Annotated in this window: 14 protein-coding genes; 6 read left to right on the top strand and 8 right to left on the bottom strand. The window is 58.7% G+C overall.

Translation table 11 applies throughout. The annotated features are described in order from the left end of the window. Positions 1–91 precede the first annotated feature (91 nt). Both glmU and HDF12_RS14895 read right to left on the bottom strand, forming a co-directional pair. Positions 92–1,516, bottom strand: coding sequence for a bifunctional UDP-N-acetylglucosamine diphosphorylase/glucosamine-1-phosphate N-acetyltransferase GlmU (gene glmU, locus HDF12_RS14900; protein WP_179584617.1), 1,425 nt, complete (start codon positions 1,514–1,516; stop codon positions 92–94). Between the two features lie 172 nt (positions 1,517–1,688). Beyond that, on the bottom strand, positions 1,689–1,952 hold the full coding sequence (locus HDF12_RS14895; protein ID WP_179584615.1) for a hypothetical protein: 264 nt from the start codon (positions 1,950–1,952) through the stop codon (positions 1,689–1,691). A gap of 34 nt (positions 1,953–1,986) precedes the next feature. On the opposite strand from HDF12_RS14895, the gene HDF12_RS14890 reads away from it, so the two are divergent. Then, entirely contained in the window at positions 1,987–3,276 is a 1,290-nt protein-coding gene (locus tag HDF12_RS14890; protein ID WP_179584613.1) for a YncE family protein, read from the top strand. 65 nt (positions 3,277–3,341) lie between these two features. Here HDF12_RS14890 and HDF12_RS14885 read toward each other — a convergent pair whose 3' ends face one another. The 6 genes from HDF12_RS14885 to HDF12_RS14860 all read right to left on the bottom strand — a co-directional run bounded on the left by HDF12_RS14885 (position 3,342) and on the right by HDF12_RS14860 (position 13,027). Continuing rightward, positions 3,342–5,444, bottom strand: coding sequence for a glutaminase family protein (locus HDF12_RS14885; protein ID WP_373563982.1), 2,103 nt, complete (start codon positions 5,442–5,444; stop codon positions 3,342–3,344). A 131-nt stretch (positions 5,445–5,575) separates the two neighbouring features. Further along, entirely contained in the window at positions 5,576–5,998 is a 423-nt protein-coding gene (locus HDF12_RS14880) for a nuclear transport factor 2 family protein (RefSeq protein ID WP_179584611.1), read from the bottom strand. A gap of 300 nt (positions 5,999–6,298) precedes the next feature. Beyond that, entirely contained in the window at positions 6,299–7,780 is a 1,482-nt protein-coding gene (locus tag HDF12_RS14875; RefSeq protein ID WP_373563935.1) for a M16 family metallopeptidase, read from the bottom strand. Positions 7,781–7,953: 173 nt separating this feature from the next. Further along, positions 7,954–9,510: a M16 family metallopeptidase gene (locus tag HDF12_RS14870; protein ID WP_218892472.1), complete on the bottom strand. Its 1,557-nt coding sequence runs from the start codon at positions 9,508–9,510 to the stop codon at positions 7,954–7,956. 61 nt (positions 9,511–9,571) lie between these two features. Then, the gene (locus tag HDF12_RS14865; RefSeq protein ID WP_179584609.1) at positions 9,572–10,213 is read right to left on the bottom strand and encodes a glycoside hydrolase family protein; all 642 of its coding nucleotides are present in this window, start codon (positions 10,211–10,213) and stop codon (positions 9,572–9,574) included. 252 nt (positions 10,214–10,465) lie between these two features. Continuing rightward, the gene (locus HDF12_RS14860) at positions 10,466–13,027 is read right to left on the bottom strand and encodes a glycoside hydrolase family 2 TIM barrel-domain containing protein (RefSeq protein WP_179584607.1); all 2,562 of its coding nucleotides are present in this window, start codon (positions 13,025–13,027) and stop codon (positions 10,466–10,468) included. A 258-nt stretch (positions 13,028–13,285) separates the two neighbouring features. On the opposite strand from HDF12_RS14860, the gene HDF12_RS14855 reads away from it, so the two are divergent. The 5 genes from HDF12_RS14855 to HDF12_RS14835 all read left to right on the top strand — a co-directional run bounded on the left by HDF12_RS14855 (position 13,286) and on the right by HDF12_RS14835 (position 20,610). After that, positions 13,286–14,458 (top strand): ROK family transcriptional regulator, encoded by a 1,173-nt coding sequence (locus HDF12_RS14855; protein WP_179584605.1) that lies wholly within the window; start codon positions 13,286–13,288, stop codon positions 14,456–14,458. A gap of 2 nt (positions 14,459–14,460) precedes the next feature. Beyond that, a complete protein-coding gene (locus HDF12_RS14850; RefSeq protein WP_257025680.1) occupies positions 14,461–15,711 on the top strand; it encodes a glycoside hydrolase family 88/105 protein in 1,251 nt (416 codons plus the stop codon). Between the two features lie 91 nt (positions 15,712–15,802). After that, positions 15,803–16,708 (top strand): dihydroorotate dehydrogenase, encoded by a 906-nt coding sequence (locus HDF12_RS14845; protein WP_179586952.1) that lies wholly within the window; start codon positions 15,803–15,805, stop codon positions 16,706–16,708. 39 nt (positions 16,709–16,747) lie between these two features. Further along, positions 16,748–18,361: a bifunctional phosphoribosylaminoimidazolecarboxamide formyltransferase/IMP cyclohydrolase gene (gene purH, locus HDF12_RS14840; protein ID WP_179584603.1), complete on the top strand. Its 1,614-nt coding sequence runs from the start codon at positions 16,748–16,750 to the stop codon at positions 18,359–18,361. Between the two features lie 155 nt (positions 18,362–18,516). Next, entirely contained in the window at positions 18,517–20,610 is a 2,094-nt protein-coding gene (locus tag HDF12_RS14835; protein ID WP_179584601.1) for a tetratricopeptide repeat protein, read from the top strand. Positions 20,611–20,670: the final 60 nt, after the last annotated feature.

Here is a 20,670-nt window from a genome sequence, read left to right as displayed (position 1 = left end):
TGACAACAAAAAGCGCGGAACGACAACAAATAAAGCGCCGAATGACAAAACGAAAAGGAGAACAAAGCTCTACACCGATGCGCATTCTGCTCTAGCTGTTGGTGTTTTGTTTGGCGGCGGCTTTGCGGGCGGCTACCCAGCCGGGTTTGGTGGTCTGGCGGGAGCGGCCCAGGGCCAGTGCGCCTTCGGGGACCTCTTCGGTGATGCTGCTGCCGGCGGCGATGTAAGAGCCTGCGCCGATGGTGACGGGGGCGACGAGGGTGGAGTCGGAGCCGATGAAGGCGCCGTCGCCGATGATGGTGGGGTGCTTATGGACGCCGTCGTAGTTGCAGGTGATGGCTCCGGCGCCGATGTTGACGCCGTCGCCGATGACGGCGTCGCCGAGGTAGCTGAGGTGGTTGGCCTTGGAGCCCCTGCCGATGATGGTCTTTTTGGTTTCGACGAAGTTGCCGATGTGGGCTGCTTCGCCGATGCGGCTCTCGGGGCGGAGGTGGGCGTAGGGGCCTAGGATGGCGTTGTTGGCCACTTCGGAGGTATCGAGGATGCAGCCGTTGCGGACGAGGACGTTGTCGCCGAGCCGCGAGTTCTGGATGACGGAGTAGGAGCGGATGCGGGAGTCGCTGCCGATGTGGGTGTTGCCGAGGAGCTGTACGTAGGGCTCGATGATTGTGTCGGGGCCTACTGTGACGTGGGCGTCGATGACGCAGGTTTCGGGGCGGAAGATGGTGACGCCCTGGGCCATGAGACGGTGGGCGGTGCTAAGGCGCATGGCGGCGTCGAGGTGCATCATCTCGGCGATGGTATTGGCGCCGAGGACCTCGTCGACGCTGTCGGCTTTGATGGCTACGACGCGCTTGCCTTCGGCGACGAGCATGGCGGCGATGTCGGTGAGGTAGAACTCGCCGTGGGTGTTGTTGGTGGTGAGGGCGTTGATTCTGGCGAAGAGGGCTGCGGTTTCGAAGCAGTAGATGCCGGAGTTGATTTCGGGGGCGCTGAGCTGGTCGGAGCGGAGGGATTTTTGTTCGACGATGGCGGTGACTTCGGGTTTATCTGCTGATGCGCGGAGGACGCGGCCGTAGCCGGTGGGATCGGCGGGGACGGCGGTGAGGATGGTCATGGCAGCGTGCTCGCGGAGGTGGGTGTCGCGGACGGCGGCGATGGTTTCGGGGCGGATGAGGGGGACGTCTCCGGAGAGGACTAGAAGATGCTGTGGGATTGGCCTGCCGGAGAGCTCGAAGTCGGCCTTGAGCATCTGGAGGGCGTGGCCGGTGCCGCGCTGCTCGGGCTGGAGGACGAACTGGACGCCGGTGGCGGCGACGGCTGTGCGGACGCGATCGGATTCGTGGCCGATGATGCAGAAGATGTGGTCGGCTCGCACGACGGTTTCTGCGGCGGCGATGACGTGGAGGAGGAGGGCGCGGCCGCCGATCTCGTGAAGGACTTTGGGGTGCTTGCTTTTGAGGCGGGTGCCTTTGCCGGCAGCCATGATGGCGATGGCGAATTCGTTGGAGACCATAGAGGACTATCGTCTCATGTTTGGGTTGGAGGATCGCAGACCGACTGAACGCACTTGCAAATTGGCAAAAGACAATCCCACTTCCGTGGCAAGTCAATAGCCGGAATTTTCAAGAGTTCCCAACTAACGTTCATTGACCGGTACTTGGGGGCGGGGTAGCTTAACTTGGCTACTAACAATAGAGCTCGGAGCATTTTAGAGAGATGCGTTCCCTTTCTTCTGTTTCACTTTTTGCCTGCATAGTTTTCGGTTCATTCGGCCTCTTCGGTTGTTCGAAGAGCAACACTCCAACGGACCCATCGTCCCCGCCCACATCATCGACGCCTCCCGGTTCCTCATCCTCGAATCCGGTTCCGACTTTGAGTTCGCTCAACCCAGCCACAGCGACAGTTGGAAGCGCATCGATCAGCATTGCGGTAACGGGTTCTAACTTCATTTCCTCCTCTACCGTGATGTGGAACGGAGTTGCGTTGAGTACGTCCTACACGAATTCAACGACCTTGACCGCACAGCTGAGTGGGGCGGATATGCAGGTTGTCGGTAGCGACTCCATTTCGGTGGTCAACACAGCACCTGGCGGAGGGACATCAAACTCGATCTCATTCGCCGTGACCGCAGCTCCGACGCAGGGGACAACGGTTATTCCTATCCAAGCGAACGACCTGGCATGGGATCCAGTGAACAAGAAGATTTATCTTTCGCTTCCGAGCGTCGATGGTTCCACGGGAAATTCGGTGCAGGTGCTTGATCCGGCGACGGGCTCGCTGGGCGCCTCTACCTTTGCGGGGAGCGAACCTAATCTACTCGCAGTGTCGGCTAATAGTAAGTATCTCTATGTAAGTCTGAATGGCGCTTCGAACGTGCAGCGGATGACTCTCCCGAATCTGGGTCTCGATATTTTGATCCCGTTGGGTGGGGATAAATTCGATGGCCCTTTTTCTGCGATGGATATGCAAGCTGCCCCGAATTCTGACGCGACGGTGGCGGTCGTCCGCGACACGCCAGGGTTCAGCCCTGCGGAAGAAGGTGGCGTGGTGATCTATGACGATGGGACTGCGCGTACAAGCGCGTTGTGTGGGTGGATACAAGCTGGGTGCTTTAACGCGAGCCCAGGTTTGTTTGACTCGATTCAGTGGAGTTCAGATGGAAGCACCATGTTCGCAGCCAACAATGAAGACACGGGATTCGACTTTTATACAATCCCGGTGACGTCTGCCGGTTTTGGAAAAGTGACAGACTACGGTGGTCTTGCTGGAGGATTTGGACAAGACATTCACTACGATGCAGTGACGACTTATGTCTACGATGACAACGGCCGCATCATCAACCCGGGTTCCGGAACGGTGGTTGGCACGTTTAACGCGTCGGGACTTATGGTTCCCGACGGCTCGCTTGGTATGGCGTTCTTTCTGGGTCAGAGCATTGACAATTTCGGAAGTTCCACCTACACCTTGCAATCGTTTGATATTCGACACTTCACTCCCATAGCGACTCTGACGATCAACAATGTCGTAGGAACTCCGACGCACTTGATACGTTGGGGAACGGACGGACTTGCGTTTACTACATCGAATGAATTCGGGCCTCCCGGCACGACAGGTGGTGCGGTTTATATAGTGAGTGGCTCTTTCGTTCAGGGGACCGGGTCTAATGTGGTTCCAGCGGAGATCTCGAATGTGCAGCGCAGTTGGAAGCATCCGCAGGTCGTGCAGCGGACGCAGTCGGTCGAAGAGAAGACGCGTTCCGTCCTAGTGTTCTAGCAGACGAGGTAATCTTAGTCGCAATGCTCGAAGACTTCGAATGGCCGATTAGTTGATTCGATAGATTAGCGGACGACGGGTAGTTGGGTTATTTCGGGTGAGGTGGATTTGGCGCGCCACTTGGTGGTGAGTTGTTTGTCGGCGAGGGCTTTGATGAAGACGCCGCCTACGACGCTGCGGGCCTGGAAGCCTACTTGTTTGCCGGTTTTGGTGTCGTACCAGTCGGTGAGGGGGACGCGGGTTGGGGTCTCGTTGGTCCAGCGGTAGATGGGGTCGATGATGGCGTTGAACTGGTCGGGGTTGGAGGCGAGGGTTGCGGTCCAGATGGACCAGTCGAGCTTGGTGTAGTCGGCGCGGCTGTCGAGGGGGAGGCCGTAGAGGTTGAGTTTGGTGAGGTAGAAGGCGACCTCGCTGTCGCGGACGCTGTTGGGGAAGAGGTTGTAGTCGAGGAGTTTGTCCCAGACAAGGTTGTACTTCTGGCTCCAGGTGTTGGGGCTGTTGAAGGCTAGCTTGTAGTGGTCGCCTTCCTTGGCCATGGTGATCCACTTTGCGGCCATCTCTTTTGCGGTGGATTGGTACTGCTTTGCGACGGCTTCCTGCTTGAGGAGATGGGCTAGGTCGGCGTAGGCGGCTAGGGCGTCGATGGCTTTGAGGGAGAGGTTGGCGTTGTGGGCGACGTGGCCGGCGAAGTCGTCGGTGGTGAGCTGGGTTTCGGGGTCGAGACCGTGGACGTTGAGATACTCGGCCCATTTGGTGAGCTGGGGCCAGTAGCGTTGGGCTAGTTGTGGCGTGCCTTCGGCGCGGGCTACGGCGTCAACAAGGATGATCATGTTGCCGCTCTCTTCGACGGGCATTTGATCTTCTTCGGTTTTTTCGCCGCCGCCGTAGACCTGTCCGTTGGCCAGGGGGTATTGACCGAGATCGTGAGGAGAGAAGGGAAACTTCGAGCGTGCGAGGGAGGAGTACTCGAGGACGGGGAGGAGCTGGGCTTCGAGGAGCTTTGGGTTGAAGAAGAGGAAGAAGGGGGCTGAGGGGTAGAGGACGTCGACGGTGGCGATGCAGCCGTTGGAGAAGTTCTCTTTGGCGAAGAGCATGGGGTCGCTGTTGGCGTCGGCTACGAGTTTGTGCGCGGCGATAGCCTGGCGGTACGAGAGGATGGCGATGTAGGCGTAGTGTTCACCACCAACTTTGATGAGGTCTGCGGTGAGTTCTTTGTCGAGTGCGGTGCCGCGGGCTTCGAGCTCCGGATATTGCTGTTCGGCTAGATCGAGCATCTGGTCTACGGGCATGTTGTTGCGCTGCCAGTAGGGGCGGAGGTTTCGCTGGAGATATTGGATGGCGTAGTCGTCGGTGTAGGAGACGAGGATGTGGCGAGTGACGGGCTGCGCCGTAACGGAGCCGAAGTCGATGATGGCGGAGAGCGCGGAGGCGGAGTGGTCGGCGCGCTCGGGCATGTCCATGGTGTCGGTGGTTGGGAGCTGGCCGGTGGAGGCGAAGGCGGTGGCTGCGTGCGGGGCGAGGAAGGTTGAGTAGTGCGAATCTTTCGGCACGGCGAGATGGAAGTAGCCCCAGTCGATGCGGAGATCGTCGCCGGAGCGGTTGAGGATCTTTTGATCCTGAGAGCCGGTGGAGAGGACGTTGAGGGAGGAAGTTTGGTTGCGGAAGGAGTTGACTTGTTGGCTGCGGTCGTTGACGGCGATTAGTGGGTCTACGTCGAGAAGGATTGAGACTTGGTGAGGTGTGGCGTCAGTCGATTCGGCGGTCCAGGTGAGGTAGGTTACGGGGCGTGAGAGGACGTCGAGGTCGCTGAGGATGGCGGGGGTGAAGAAGACGAGGCGGAGGGTGATGCCGTTTTGGCGGAACTCGTAGGGGGTGTGGGTGGGTGTGATGGAGTGCGCTGTCTGCTGGGCGGCGGGGACGGTGTCTGGGTTGTGACCCATGAAGCGGAAGGGCTTGCCATCGATGCGGACGATGCCGGTGATGGGTTGCGGGGAGCCGGTCCAGTGGGTTGTGTCGGAGTCGGTGAGGTTGTCGGTGGTGGACCAGACGCTAAAGTAGGGGTCGTGCGTGATGAGCGGAGTGGCGGGAGGGCGTTGCTGGGCTGAGGCGGGGAGAGCGGTGAGCAGGAGAGAGGCAGCACTTAGCAGGAACGCGTGCGGGTTTTTTATGACGAACCTCCGGGACGATGACGCTTTTCAAGGATAGCGCCATCGTGCCCATTGAGGGGGCTGTTGCTCAGAACTCGATTAGGAACTGCTTGCTTGGGTAGCAAATTACTTGGCTGACCCAAAGCAGTCCGCTATTTACCTGGTGGCGGACTTGTCCAGTGCTCCTGCGCAACAGCGTCCGGCCATGCCGAGCCTGGCGGCGCCATCGTAAGCCAAGTCTCTGCGAGCTTGCCTGCCTCGATCCGGTAGAGTTGCATGCCAGCTTGGCTGTGCGCCTCGCCAGTCTTTGTATCTGTCCACTTAAATGCAAAGCGAAACCAAGCGCGGTCGCCTGCAAATGTGTGGTCATACACAACTACGCGAATGCCCGGGCGCTCCTCGCGAATCTTGGCTATCTCCGCCGCGTAGGCGTCTCGGGTTACTGTACGGTCGCCCTTTTGGTCATGTCGGAGATAGGCTTCTGCAACGCAGCTCGGTACCAGGTCGTATTGGCCCTCGTGCCAAACCCGCTCCCATCGGTCGAAGAGGCTTATTATTGCAGACTCGTTTGACATTGAACTCCTTCGTGCTGGTGGCTCAGTTGGCGTCTTCTGGCTAGCGCGAGAGGCGGTATTGTTTGCTCCCAAGAGCGCAAATAGAAGAATCAGGATTCGTTTCATTGTTCACTCTTCGAGGGTGACAACTATCGAGACAGGTCCTTGCCTTAGGGTAGGCGAAGAAACGGTGGGTCAGTCAAGTACTTGTTACGCTTGCTTGTGTCCTGCCGGACGGGCCCACTGCGCGTGGGGCGGTCACTTCGTGACTTGTGTACCGCTTCGCCTGGTGCTCCCGTTGGTCGCGGGTTGGATTTAGGTTTATTCGGCTGGCTTGCCGCCGGGTGGGGGCGGGATGGTGATGTCGAGGTTTTTTACGGTGCCTAATCCCAGGGTGGCGAGCGATGGCGTGATCTGTGACTCGTTGCCTACTACGATGACGGCGAGTTTGCTGGTGTCGATGTACTTGTTGGCTACGCGGGAGACGTCGGCGGAGGTGACTTTTTCGATGCCGGATTTGTATTTTTCGAGGGTGTCGGCTGGATAGCCGTAGAAGGCGAGAGTGACTTGCTCGCCTAGCGTTTTGTCGGGCGAGTCGTAGTGGAAGATGAAGGAGTTGAGGACCTGGTCTTTGGCCTTGCTGAGTTCGGCGGGGGTGGGTGGTTCTGTTTTGAGGCGGTCGATTTCGGCGAGGAGAGCCTTGGTTGCGGCTACGGTGGTGGCGCTCTTGGTTGCGGCTTCGACGACGAAGATGCCGGGGTGGTCGTAGGAGGCGCCGTAGTTGCCTTCGACGGAGTAGGCCAGGCCGAGTTTGGTGCGAACGTCCTGGACGACGCGGGAGCCGAAGCCTCCGGAGAAGACCTGGTTCATAACGGAGAGAGCGTAGTAGTCGGGGTTGCTGCGCTCGGTACCGAGGCCGACGATGATGACGTTGGATTGGTTGACGTCGTCTTTGGAGACGAAGTTGACGGTGGGTTTTGGGTCGGTGAAAGTGGCTTTGAAGGACTGGAAGCGCTGGCCGCGTGGGATGGGCGAGAAGGCAGCGCGGAGCTTGGCTTCCATGGCGGTGGAGTCGAAGTCGCCTGAGAGCGCGACGATGATGTTGCTGCCGACGACGGTGTGGGTGTGCAAGGCGTTGAGGTCGGCGAGGGTGACGGCGTCTACGGTGGCGTATTCGAGCTCGCGGGCGTAGGGGTTGTGGGGGCCGTAGGCGATCTTCGCGGCTTCGCGAGTGGCGATGCTGCCGGCGTCGTCGTTGCGGCGAGCGATGCCGGTCTCGAGCTGCTGCTTGGCGAGTTGGAGTTTGTCATCTTTGAAGGTGGGATGGAGGAGGAGGTCGATGGTGGAGGCGAAGACGGTGTCGAAGTCGCCTTTGAGGCTGGACCAGGCCATGGAGGTGGAGGCGGTGCCACCGCTGGTTTCGATGGAGGCGGCCTTGGCTTCGAGGACGTCGTCGAGCTTGTCGCCGTCGATGGTTGCGGTGCCGCTGGTGCGCCAGGTTTCGCCGTAGAGGGAGGTGAGGCCTACCTTGGCGTTGGGCTCATCGCGGCTGCCGCCTCGGATGAGGATGGTGCCGTTGATGAAGGGGAGCTCGTGGTCTTCCTGGAGGAAGAGGACTATGCCGTTTTCTAGTTCGACGCGGTGGGGTTGGACGGGTTTGAAGGCTGGAAGGGGTGGGATGGGGATTTGCTTCCACGGTTGTACCTGTGTGGCGGGGGCTGTTGGCGCTGCGGTCTGGGCGTAGATGGGGAGTATTAGGAATGCTGCTGCGGCTATGGTCGCGATGTACTTTGTGAATGGCACTGGTCTTAGTGATTTGTGGCTCTGGGTTGCGTTGGGGATTTTCGATGAGACGGAATTTGAAGCCGCGAAGACAACAGCAGATTCCTCCGCTGCGCTACGGAATGACAACCAAAAAAAACTAGATGACAACTGAGAGATATGCGATGACAGGTGAGAGAAGCGGAGACTTGGGTTCACTGAGCACCTCCGGCGGTTGGTTGGACCTGAGGAGCTTTGCGTTGGGGTGGGACGAATTCGATTCGTGCGCTGGTTCGGTTGCTGTCGGTGAAGATCTTGTTGGCTACGCGGCGGATGTCTGCTTTGTTGACGGCGTCGATCTTGTGGAGCTGGTTGAAGAGCTCGCGCCAGTCGCCGAAGCGGGTTTGATATTCGGCTAGTTGATGAGCAAGACCTTCGTTGTCGGCGAGGCCGCGGAGGAGGTCGGCGCGGGCGCGGGTCTTGAAGCGTTCGAGTTCAGCATCGGTGACGTCTTCGCTCTTGAGGCGGTCGAGTTCTTTGTGAATAGAGGTTCGCATCTCTTCAGGTGTGTGGCCGGGGAGAGGGACGGCGTAGACGGCGAAGAGGCCGGGGTACTTGTCGCCGGGGAAGCCGCTGAAGCCCTGGGCCTCGGCAGCGATGGACTGGTCGCGGACGAGAGAGCGATAGAGGCGAGCGGTGCGGCCGTTGGAGAAGATGTCGGAGATGGCGTCGTAGGCGGAGTCGTCGGGGTCGAGGTAGTCGGGGCGGTGGTAGCCCTCGATGTAGAAGGGCTGGGTGGCCTCGCGGATGGTGACGGATTTTTCGGCGACTTGTGGCGGCTCGACGGTGGTCATGGGCTCGGGGCGCGGGGCGGCGGGGATGGGGGCGAAGTAACGCTCGAGGATGGGCATGGTCTCGGAGGCTTTGAGGTCGCCTACGACGGCGATGACGATGTTTGCGGGGACGTAGTATTTTTCGTGGAAGGTGGTGGCTTCGGTGGCGGAGACCTGGCTTATCTCGCTCTCCCAACCGACGCCGGGGCGGCGGTAGGGATGCGCGACATAGGCGGTGGAGAGGAACTGCTCGACCATGCGGCCTACGGGAGAGGAATCAACGCGCGTGCGGCGCTCTTCCTGGACGACGTTGCGCTCCTTGTAGAACTCGCGCTCGACGGGATGGGCGATGCGCTGGCTTTCGAGGTAGGCCCAGAGCTCGAGGCGGTTGGAGGGCATGCTCCAAAAATATTGGGTGGAGTCTTCGGTGGTATTCGCGTTGATGCCTACGGCTCCGTTCTCTTCGGCGATCTGGGAGAACTGGTTGGGGATGACGTACTTTTGCGCTTCGGCCTGAGCATCCTGAAACGCTTTGAGGAGCTGTGCGAGTTTTTCGGCGTTCTGGCCGACACGTTTGCGGTACTCGGCGTCGTAGGCCGCGTAGGTGGTTTCGACTTTGGCGAGGGCGATCTTTTCTGCTGGGTAGTCTGTGGTGCCGATCTCGGTGGTGCCCTTGAAGGCCATGTGCTCGAACATGTGCGCGATGCCGCTGGCGCCGTCGGGGTCGTCGGCGGAGCCTGCATCGACGAGGGTGTAGAAGCTGAAGACGGGGGCCTCTGGGCGCTCGCAGATGATGAGGGTGAGGCCGTTAGGGAGAACTTTGACGGTGGTGCGCTTTTCGAAGCTTGCGAGGTCCTGTGCCTTCGCTGTGACGCCTAGAGCGACTGCACATGCGATGATGATCGCGATTGAGGCGATGCTACGTTTTACCTTTACCAAAAGCCCTCCGCAGACTTTTTTGAGTCAAGAGTTCCACTATATCGAAGCCCGGGGCCGGGCTCTATTGCCGGGGGCCGAATAAGGCGTTCCATATTTGACGTATGACACGCCAGATTTGCTTCAGCAGGCTCTCAGCCTCTGCCTGGATGCTGGTTACGACGGCGGAGAGGAACTGCTCGCGTGTCCAGTTGTTGCGGGCGGCGCTGGGGCCTCGGCGCAGGCAACGTGCTGCTGCTTCGGCCCAGGAGCCGGACTGGACGGCGGCGATGAGGTGAGGGAAGTCTTTGAAGAGGCCTGCGGGGCCGAGGTTGTAGGTCATGTCGAGAAGCGCGAGCTTTACGGAATCGGGGAGGGTGTCGTAGTGGGGGAGGTGGGTGCGGAGGTCGGTTTCGAAGCTGTGGAGGACGGCGGTTAGTTTTGCGTCGATGGTCTGCTGGGGGAGTTCGAGGCCGTTGGGGGATTTGTAGAAGGCGGCGGCTCGGCCTTGGGGAAGGGAGTTGATGCGTGTGTACTCGGCGGCGATCTCTTGTAGTGTGGCGGGGCGGCTGCCGAGGATGAAGGGGAGGGACTCGGCGGCTTTGGCGTCGGGGAGCATGAGGCCGACGCCGACGGTGACTTTGCCGACTGTGTCGCGATACATCCACCCGACGCAGCCTTCGAACTCTTTCAGCTTTGCAAGCGATTGCTCTAGGTAGGTCGCCACGATTTCAGGCTAGCATGCGCGGCTTTCTGGGTTGGAGAAGATGGCATACGCCAGGGGCTGAAGCCCACTACCGGTCTTGAGGCGCAGAGAGACCCCAAGGCTAAAGCCTTGGGGTCCCCTACGGCAAAGACTTGCAAGAGCAGATCCCTACATGATGGCAACAAAAGACAAATGCAACAGCAGATCCCTACGGGATGACAACAAAAAGAAGCAACAACAGGTCCCGAATTTGCGGCTTAGTGAGGCCTACTGCTAGGGGATGGTGTAGAAGGCGGCTTGCATGCCGGGGGTTGTGACGCTGACTACGGAGGAGCTGTTGTTGCGGATGATGGTGATTTCGGCGCGGCCGTTGGACATTTCTACGACGCGGGAGGCTTTGGTGGTGCCGCGGTTGTCGATGAGGGTGCCGAGACCGGCGATGGTAAAGCGCAGGCGGTTGCGGGCGTCAAGACAGAGGATGCCTTTTGCGTCGTAGAGCTTTGCTTCGACGGTGACAGTCTCTTTGCCGTCGATGGTGGTGCGGGATCTTTCGGTGAGTTTTAGGTCGGCGGGAGCGCCCCAGGGCTCTGTCTGATAGATGAAGGTGATTTCGTCGGTGATGGTTTTACCGGCTTTGGTGGCTACGACGCGGAGGGTGTTTTTGCCGGTGGCGAAGGGAGTCGTCCAGCGGAGGCCGGCGGCGGGGAAGTCCTGGCTGCTGCGTTGTTTTGTGCCGGCGGATTTGCCATTGACGAAGAGCTCGGCGGTGTCGCAGTTGGAGTAGACCTTGACCATCTTTTGTTCGCCTTCGGTGCCCCAGCGAATGGGCCAGGTGTGGCCGTAGATGTGGGCCATGGGGACTTCGGTCCAGTAGGACTGGAAGACGAAGTAGCTCTCCTTCTTCGTCATGTCTCGTTCGATGAGGCCTTTTTGGTTGATGCGCGGGATGGGATTTTCTACGCGGAGGGGAGTGGTGAAGTCTTTGAAGATCCACTGGGCGGAGCCGGTGAGCCAGGGGAGAGTCTCCTGGGTTTTGAGGTACCAGTCGAAGAGGTTGCAGGCGTAGGTCTCCGACCAGTCGCCGTCTTTGGATACGCGGGTCTGGCCGCCCGTGAGGAGATAGTCCATGCCGCGTTCATCTGTACCTTTACCAGTTACAATTTTGCCGAGGACTTTGTCGGGGTCTTCAGAGTGGCGACCGGCGTGGCTGTCGGCTCCCCACTCTGCGTGGAAGAGATGGTTGACGCGCTCACGCTCGGTTTCGAGGGTCTTCTGGTACTCCGGGTAGGTGCCGCGATACCAGCCGGCCCAGATGGAGGGCGAGTAGACGTCGGGGATGTCGCGCGCGAAGTCGCAGCGGCGGATGGTCGTGAGGCGTGAGGGATCCAGTTGGTGCGAGAGGGTATTGAGCTCCTGCAGGTAGGTGCGGATGGCCTGCTGGTTGACGTCCGGGTATTCGGTGGGCCAGTCGTCCTCGTTGCCGAGGCCCCAGAGGAGGATGCTGGGGTGATTGTAGTGTTGGGCGATCATGTTGCGGAGGGTGCGGCGGCCCATCTCCTGGAAGGTGTCGTTGCCGATGCCGCCGCGGCACCAGGGGATCTCTTCCCAGACTAGGATGCCGAGGCGGTCGCAGTGCTCGAGGACGCGGCGTGATTGCTGATAGTGGGCGAGGCGGATGAAGTTGACGCCCATGTCCTTGATGAGCTGCATCTCCTGGTTGATGAGATCGTCGGGCATGGCGGCGGCGAAGCCTGCGTGATCTTCGTGGCGATGGGTGCCGCGGAGGAGGAGACGCTCGCCGTTGAATTTGAAGGGACCGTGCTGGACGAACTCGGTGTGGCGAATGCCGAAGGTCTCGCGCGCTGTGTAGTCGGCGTCTGCGCTGTTGGCTGCTGAGGCGTGGAGGGTGATGTGGCACTCGTAGAGTTGCGGGTTGGCGGGGCTCCATAGTTGAGGCTTTGCGATGGTGAAGCTGGTGAGTTCGGCGGTGTCGTGCCAGGGTGGAAGCTTGTGGGTCGACTGATGAACCAGGGTGCCCTTCGCGTCGATCACTTCTATGGAGAGATTGAGTTGATCGGAGGAACTGGCGGGGTTGTGCAGAGAGCCGAGGATTGTGATCTTCGCTGGACTTCCTGGTGTGGGCAGATCGGTGCGGATGTGGACCGTCTCGAGCGAGACCGCTGGAACGTAGACGAGATTTACATGGCGATACATTCCGCCGTAGAGACTGAAGTCGCTGAGGTCGGAGGGCATGCGGTCCTGATCGCGGGAGTTATCGCAGAGGATCGAGATGGGGATGCCTGCGGGCTTCTTAACTTTTGGTTTCGTCGGAGCGGAAGCTGGATCTGCTGCTGTCTGGGAGGCGTCGGGGAGCAGGTCGGTGATATCGAAGACGAACTCGTCGTAGCCTCCGGTGTGTTTTCCTGCTAATTTTTCACCCACATAGACGGTATTAGTTTGGCCGGCTCCTTCGAAGTGAAGGAGGGTGCGTCCGTTGGGGAAGGGGTTGGCGATGGGGACGTGGCTGCGGTACCAGCCGTTGCCGCGGTAGTAGGGGATGTCGGGGTCGCAGCCGTCGTAGGCGTTGAAGCAGTGGGGCATGGCGATGGGCTGCCAGACGGCGACCTCTTCGCTGTGCCATGCCTCCCATGGGCTGCCGAGAGAGCCCTGGAGGAACTCCCATCCTTCGCTGAGCCGACGCGTGTGGGGTGTGTCGGCCGCTGGATTGGTGTTGCGGCCAAGGGTTGCGATGGAGGCTTGTAAGGGGAGAGCAGGGAGCCACGAAGCTGCGACGGCGGTCGCGCCAGTCTTTAGAAAATTTCGTCGCGAGTACATCGTGGCTGTCGTTCTCCTATTGGTGGTTTGCGTTGTTTTAATGGAAGATTTCTGGGTGTTAATAACGTTTTCGAAACAATAATTCAAAGTATCTACAAAATGCTTGATCTCCAGTGATATAAAGACTCGTCGCCAAAGATGTCAAGCGATGGGCGGCTCAAGATTGATTCGAACGACAGTGCGACGTTCGAGTTTTGCCCAGTTCGTATGTTTTGATATGGTTTCGCCTATTGATTTTATGAGACACGAAAGCTAACGATGCCCACCACACATTCGGCTCGGTTCACCTTTACCCGCAGACAGAGCGCGTCGAACAAAACGCCTCGCCAGATCAACCGGAACCTTGTCTTCAATCTGATTCGAACTCGTCAGCCACTCTCACGTGCCGATCTTGCCCGCGTCTCAGGTTTGCAGCGCAGCACGGTCTCGCTGATCGTCGAAGATTTGATCAAGGAGAGGTGGATTCTGGAGGGTTCGACGGGCCGGCCACCTCGCGGTCGCAGGCCGACTTTTTTAGAGCTGAATCATCAGCGGGCGGTGATTGCGCTGGACATTCATCCGTCGCAGACGACGGTTGCGGTGACTGATCTTGGCGGGAAGATTGTGGCGCAGAATGTGGTCGAGCTGCCGGAGGATCCGAAGAAGGCGATTCAGCCGATTATCTCTGCGATTCGGAAGCTGATCGCGGCGCATAGCGACAAATCGTTTGACGGAATTGGCATCAGTCTGCCGGGTCGAGCTGACCCGCTTCGCGACGAGCCGATCTTTGCGCCGAACTTGAAGTGGCCCATCTCGAGTATCAAGTCGCGTATTCAAAAAGCTACGGGGCTGCGCGTTGAGATGGATAACGTCGCAAATGCGTGCGCGCTGTCGGAGGTCTGGTTCGGCGACAGCGATGGCTTGCATGACCTGGTGGTGGTGAATGTTTCAGAGGGAATTGGAACGGGAATCTTTGCCAATGGGCAGTTGCTTCGCGGCGCAAACGGCATGGCGGGAGAGTTTGGCCATGTGCAGATGGAGATGAATGGACCGCGGTGCGGGTGTGGGGGGCGAGGGTGCTGGGAGACTGTCGGCTCGAATCGCGCGGGTCTGCGCTACTACGAAGAGATGAGTGGGGCGAGCGCGCCGCCTACCTTTGCAGCGCTGGTGAAGATGGCGCAGTCCCATGATGCCAATGCGGTCAAAGCTCTTGAGAAGATGTCTTCGTTTCTTGGACGGGGATTGAGGATGGTTGCCAATGCCCTGGCTCCGAGTGAGATTGTGGTCGTTGGGGATATTACGGCTGCGTGGTATCTGTTCGGGCCGATCGTTGAGTCTGAACTCAAACAGAATGCTCTTTCGAAGGCGCCGAGGTTACGGCCTGCCTTTGAAGGGAACACGGCGCGGTTGCGGAGTGCAGTTGCACTGGTAATGAATGGGAGTCTGGTTTAGGGATGATGTTTTTTTCGAATGTTGTGACGCTGCAGTGGGGATCCGGTGGGGTTTCTCGAACTGGATTGCTGGCAAGAACTTCGCGTGGCTTTGCTCTTGTTCTGCTGGTCGGGGCTGTTTCGATGGGGGCCTTTGCGCAGACTGCTCCGGAGGTGGCTCGGACAGCGAAGGTGGTGCCGGTGGATGGTAACGCTGCGGGGGATGCTCCGGATGATCCTGGTCCACTGGCGAGGGGACTCTCGACGGAGTTGAAGCCGAAGGCCATCGATGCGGCCATAAAGAAGGTTGCCGACTGGCAGGTTGCTTATGCGGAGCCGCACTTCAATAAGCAGTGGACGTTTGCTGCGCTCTATGACGGATTGCTTGCGGCATCAAAGACTACTGGTGATCTGAAGTATCGCGATGCTGTACTGCATCTGGCGGAGCGGTCGGACTGGACGCTGCTCGATGCGCGGTTTCCTCATGCAGATGATCAGGCTTTAGGGCAGGCTTACATGGACCTCTATCGCGAAGACTCGCAACCTGTGCGGATGGCGGACACGAAGGCGATTATGGATCGTCTGATTGTGCGTGAAGACGACCCCAATAAGCTGCTTTGGTGGTGGTGCGATGCTCTGTTCATGTCGCCGCCGGTGCTTTCGCGGATGTATGCGATTACGAAAGACCGGAAGTATCTCGACTACATGGATCACGAGTGGTGGCTAACGTCGGGGAGCCTCTACAGCCAGGAGGAGCATCTTTACTTTCGCGACAGCCGCTACTTTATGCAGAAACAGGCGAACGGCAAGCCGATCTTCTGGTCGCGCGGCAATGGCTGGGTGATGGGTGCACTGGTCAACGTGCTGCGGATCATGCCGGTGGACTATCCTTCGCGACCGAAGTATGTGGCGCAGTTTCGTGAGATGGCCGGGGAACTGGCGGCGATTCAGAGTCCGGATGGGTTGTGGCGATCGGGGTTGTTGGACCCGGAGTCTTATGACCTGCCGGAGGTCTCAGGGTCGGCGTTTTTTACGTTTGCGATTGCGTATGGGATCAATGAGAAGATTCTCGATCGCAAGACGTATCTTCCGGTGGTGGAGAAGTCGTGGAAGGGGATGCTTGGGCATATCTATGCGGATGGACGCTTGGGTTCGATCCAGCCGATCGATGGGCAGCCGGGCAAGTTCAAGCCTTCGGCGAGTTATGTGTATGGAGTTGGCGGTTTCCTGATGGCGGGCTCGGAGATGCATCGACTCGCTGCGTCGAAGCACTAGCGCGTTGTGCATCGAGGGGTAACGCTACACTGGATGGTATGGGAACGGAATCGAGACGGTGAGCGCGACTGCACGAACCAAAGGTCCGGACATGCGGGTGACCGTCGCCGGTGTTGAGTTCAGCTCGCCGGTGATTGCGGCAAGCGGAACCTTCGGTTATGGGATCGAGTTTGAAGATATTGTTTCTTTGGATCGCATAGGAGGGCTGGTCACGAAAGGGCTCTCGCGCGAGCCGATGGCAGGCAACCCGGCTCCGAGAATTATAGAGACCGCCGCCGGGATGATGAATGCGATTGGGCTGCAGAACATGGGGGTTCGCGCCTTTATCGCAGAAAAACTTCCCAAGCTGAGGAAGATCACGGGCACGGTCATTATTGCGAACGTCTTTGGGTTCACCATCGAGGATTGTGTCGCGGTTATTCAAGCCCTGAACGATGCTCCCGGTGTTGCGATGTATGAGCTGAATGCGAGTTGCCCCAATACCAGCCATGGAGGGATGGTCTTCGGGACTGATCCGCCGCAGCTTTGGGAGTTGGTGGCACGATGCAAGGCAGCGGCTCGCAGGCCCCTGATGGTCAAGCTTTCGCCTAACGTTACGGATATTGGATTGATGGCGCGCGTAGCAGCGGATGGTGGAGCTGACGCGGTCTCGCTGGTCAACACGTTCGTCTCTTTGGCGATTGATGTTGAGACGCGTCGGCCTCGCATCGCCAATATCACCGGAGGACTCTCCGGACCCGCAATCAAACCCATTGCGGTGCGGATGGTGCATGAGGTTTCAAAGAATGTGACCATCCCTATCGTTGGCATGGGAGGAGTTGTTCGGGCCGAGGACGCGGTTGAGTTCATGATGGCTGGAGCGACCGCGGTACAGGTTGGGACGGCCAGCTACGCGGATCCTCGCGCCGTCGAGAATGTTGCGAATGGGCTCAAGCGCTGGTGTGTCGCGCACCAGGTTCTGCACGTAAGCTCGCTGACTGGTTCGGCTCTGCTGTGACGAGATGCTGTCGCTTGCTGGCTTTAGAATAGTCAGGTGATGATTGAACACGACGTTGCTTCCTTAGCTGTTCCTACCGATCTTCGGCAGATCCGCCGCGCTCTCCTCTCTGTTACTGACAAGACAGGACTTGTTGATTTTGCTCGAGTTCTTGCGTCGTTCGGCGTGGACCTGGTTTCAACCGGGGGAACCGCCCGTGCGCTACGAGAAGCGGCTCTGCCCGTGCGCGATATTAGCGACCTGACCGGATTTCCCGAGATGCTCGATGGCCGTGTGAAGACCCTTCATCCGAAGGTTCACGGTGGAATTCTGCATATCCGTGATAACGCGGAACATATGGCTTCGGTCGCTGAACATCAGATAGAACCGATCGATATGGTGGTGGTGAACCTGTATGCGTTCGAGAACACGGCCAATCGTCCCGGGGTTGGTTTCGCGGAGGTGATCGAAAATATTGATATCGGTGGACCCTCGATGGTCCGGTCGGCGGCGAAGAACTTCGCGGACGTCGCGATTGTGACCTCAGTCGCGGACTATTCTCGATTGGCGGATGAGATGGCCGCGAACTCGGGCGGTCTGAGTCACGCGACACGCTGGAGGCTCGCCAAGACAGCCTTCGCGGTGACCGCAGCATACGATGCAGGAATAGCGACCGCCCTGGAGAGCATCGAGACTCCGAGCGGCAAGGCTATTTTTTCGCGAGAGCAGTTACCTACAACTATTCGGGTCAATGATGCGCTTCTCAAATCGCTTCGCTATGGGGAAAATCCACACCAGAAGGCTGCGCTTTATACCGACGGCAGTGACAAAGGTGTGGCGAATGCTAAGCAGCTACAAGGGAAAGAACTCAGCTACAACAACATCGTGGATCTTGACGCTTGCTGGGAGTTGGTAAGTGAGTTCGACGAGCCGGCGGTTGTCATTATCAAACACACCAACCCCTGTGGAGCTTCGACCGGAGCCACAGTTGCGGAAGCGTATCGCCGGGCACTTGAGGCCGATCCGGTGTCGGCCTTTGGCGGAGTGATTGGGATAAACCGCGAGGTGGATGCCGCAGCAGCAGAGGAGATTGCGAAGCTGTTCGTCGAGGCTATCGTCGCGCCCTCGTTCACCCGTGAGGCGCTGGAACGTTTTGGGGCGAAGAAGAATCTCAGGCTCCTTGAGATTTCGCCCGCTGATACTCCACGCGTCTTGAAGCAGGTTTCAGGCGGGATGCTGGTGCAGGATGCCGATCGGTTGCGGATCAGGGAGGGAGAGCTTCAAATCGTCTCCAAGCGAGCGCCCACTGCGGAGGAGTTGCGTGCTTTGCTGTTTGCCTGGCGAGTATGCAAACACGTCAAATCGAACGCGATCGTCTACGCTCGTTTCAGCGGTGGCCACGGCCAGACGGTCGGTATCGGGGCGGGCCAGATGAGCCGGGTGGATGCAGCTCGCTTCGGCGCAATGAAAGCCGTACTGCCGCTAAACGGCACCGTTGCAGCCTCCGACGCATTTTTCCCTTTCGCGGATGGCCTGGAAGTTGTAGCTCAGGCTGGTGCCACAGCGGTGATTCAGCCCGGTGGGTCGGTGCGGGATGCCGAGGTGATCGAGGCTGCAGACAGGCTGGGCGTGGCGATGGCGTTTACCGGCGTCAGGCACTTTCGGCATGGATAATCTTCCGGATTTGAGCTAATGACGGATATAATCACCGCCATGCTGCGCAAACGGCTAGTCTGGGCCCCCTGCATCCAATCCGCAGGTGGCATCGTCTAACCAGTGTCTAGTCGAGCAGCATCGACTTCCATTCCGTCGGCACAGGAAACTACAACATGACACTTCTTTTACGTGCCTCGTCTATTCGCCATCTCCGGCTGATTCCGGCTGCGTCACTTCTTTTTGCTGCGCACACGATGATCGCTCAGGCTCCAGCCGCTTCAAAGGGGTTGGTTGCAACTTCGGTTCAAACTGATCGCGCGTCTTCGTACTACCACTATGGGTTGGCGCGGCTCTATGAAGATATGGCGGTCAATGCGGGGCGATCGGATTATGCGACCCAGGCGGTGGAGCAATACAAGCTGGCTTTGGATGCTGACCCGAATTCGCGCCTTCTGCAGGATGGTCTGGCCGACCTTTACTTCAAGATTGGCCGCATTCGTGAGGCTGTGACCGCTGCGCAGGATCAGGTGACCAAGAATCCTGATGATGTTGAAGCTCATACCTTGCTGGGAAAGGTCTATCTGCGTTCGCTCGGAGATATGCAAAGCTCTCAGTCGGGGCAGATGCTTCAACTCGCGATTGCAGAGTACGAAAAGCTTGCTCAGCTGAAGCCGAACGACGTAGAGACGCATCTTTTGTTGGGCCAGCTGTATGGACTGAATCACGACTCGGGGAAGGCTGAGGCTCAGTTCAAAGCAGCGCAGGGCATTGACGCAAATTCGGAGGAGGTTGCGCTCAATATGGCGCGGCTCTATAGCGAGCAGGGAGATCCGAAGCGTGCCGCCGATGTGCTCAGCGCGATTCCGGTCGACGATCGTTCGCCGCGCGTCGAGTTTGCGTTAGGTGCGAGCTATGAGCAGCTGAAGAGAAATAAGGACGCAATCGCTGCCTATCATCGGGCTCTCGATGCTGAGCCCGATAATCTGGATACAGAGCGCGGTCTTGCCAATGCGTTGCTTGGCGATGGGCAACTTGATGAGGCGCTCAAGGTGCTGAATGGGATTGTCGCCGCTGAGCCGCAGGACGCCCAGTCGCAGATCCATATCTCCGAGATCGAGCGGAGACAAGGGCATTACGATGAAGCGCTGAAGACCCTGGATAAGGCAAAGCCGCTGGCTCCTGACTCGCTCGAGCTTACTTACAATGAGGCACTTATCTATGACTCGCTGGGTCGTTATGACGATGCGATTGGGGTGCTGACCAAGCTGGTGGCTGACTCTTCTCATCCGGATGGAAAGTACACGGATGGAGAGAAGGCCAATCGCTCGATCTTCCTCGATCGGCTGGCGATCATCTATCGCGAGGAGAACAAAACCGCAGACGCTGCTGCTGCTTATAAGCAGATAGCTTCGCTAGGCGGTGATTACGTCAAGACTGGTTATCAAGGCCAGATCGATGCCTATCGTGATGCTCATCAGTGGAAGGAAGCTACTGCGACTGCCGCTGAGATCGCGAAGCTGATGCCGAACGATCACGGGATTCAGTTGATGTATGCCGGTCAGCTTGCCGATACAGGTTCGGTTGATGAAGGAATCGCGTTGGCGAATGCGCAGTTCGCGGCAACGAAGGGGACTCCGGATGAGCGTGACTCGCATCTGGCTTTGGCCCAGATTTACACTCGCCTGAAGCGTTACCAGGAGGCTTCCGCTGAGCTGACGAGCGCTGATGCACTGGCGACGAAGCCGGATGAGAAGCTCTACGTGGCGTTTCTGCGCGGCGCGCTTTACGACCGGCAGAAACAGTATGATCTGGCCGAAGCAGAGTTTCGCAAGGCGCTTGCGATTGATCCGCAGAACGCGACGGTTCTCAACTATCTTGGCTACATGCTGGCTGATCGCGGCGTTCGACTGCCGGAGGCTCTGACGCTGATCCGCAAGGCTGTTGAGCTCGATCCCCAGAATGGTGCGTTTCTGGATTCGCTCGGTTGGGTTTACTACAAGTCGGGTCAATATGCTTTGGCAGAGGAAAATCTGCGCAAGGCAAATGAGCGAATCAACACCGACCCCACGGTTCACGATCATCTCGGCGAGGTCTATGAGAAGACCGGGAACCTGAAGATGGCTGTGGTGCAGTGGGAGCGGTCGATGACTGAATATGCTCGCTCGCTGCCCGCGGATGCCGATCCTGCGGATGTTGCGAAGGTTCAGCATAAGCTCGAAAACGCGCGCGTGAAGCTGGCGAAGGTCGGCACCGTCTCCGTCAAATAGAGCCATAGCGGCGAAAGTATGAGGCTCCTCGAGCGAATCTTGAGGAGCCTCACGCCGTTT

Origin of the sequence: Tunturiibacter gelidiferens (assembly GCF_013410115.1) — a bacterium.
Classification (GTDB): Bacteria; Acidobacteriota; Terriglobia; order Terriglobales; family Acidobacteriaceae; genus Edaphobacter; species Edaphobacter gelidiferens.
This window is presented reverse-complemented; position numbering and strand designations above follow the sequence as displayed.

Excerpts from the sequence above, each read along its gene's own strand:
- glmU (WP_179584617.1), bottom strand. The coding sequence starts at position 1,516 with ATGGTCTCCAACGAATTCGCCATCGCCATCATGGCTGCCGGCAAAGGC.
- HDF12_RS14895 (WP_179584615.1), bottom strand. The coding sequence starts at position 1,952 with ATGAAGTTAGAACCCGTTACCGCAATGCTGATCGATGCGCTTCCAACT.
- HDF12_RS14880 (WP_179584611.1), bottom strand. The coding sequence starts at position 5,998 with ATGTCAAACGAGTCTGCAATAATAAGCCTCTTCGACCGATGGGAGCGG.
- HDF12_RS14860 (WP_179584607.1), bottom strand. The coding sequence starts at position 13,027 with ATGTACTCGCGACGAAATTTTCTAAAGACTGGCGCGACCGCCGTCGCA.
- HDF12_RS14855 (WP_179584605.1), top strand. The coding sequence starts at position 13,286 with ATGCCCACCACACATTCGGCTCGGTTCACCTTTACCCGCAGACAGAGC.
- HDF12_RS14850 (WP_257025680.1), top strand. The coding sequence starts at position 14,461 with ATGATGTTTTTTTCGAATGTTGTGACGCTGCAGTGGGGATCCGGTGGG.
- HDF12_RS14845 (WP_179586952.1), top strand. The coding sequence starts at position 15,803 with ATGCGGGTGACCGTCGCCGGTGTTGAGTTCAGCTCGCCGGTGATTGCG.
- purH (WP_179584603.1), top strand. The coding sequence starts at position 16,748 with ATGATTGAACACGACGTTGCTTCCTTAGCTGTTCCTACCGATCTTCGG.
- HDF12_RS14835 (WP_179584601.1), top strand. The coding sequence starts at position 18,517 with ATGACACTTCTTTTACGTGCCTCGTCTATTCGCCATCTCCGGCTGATT.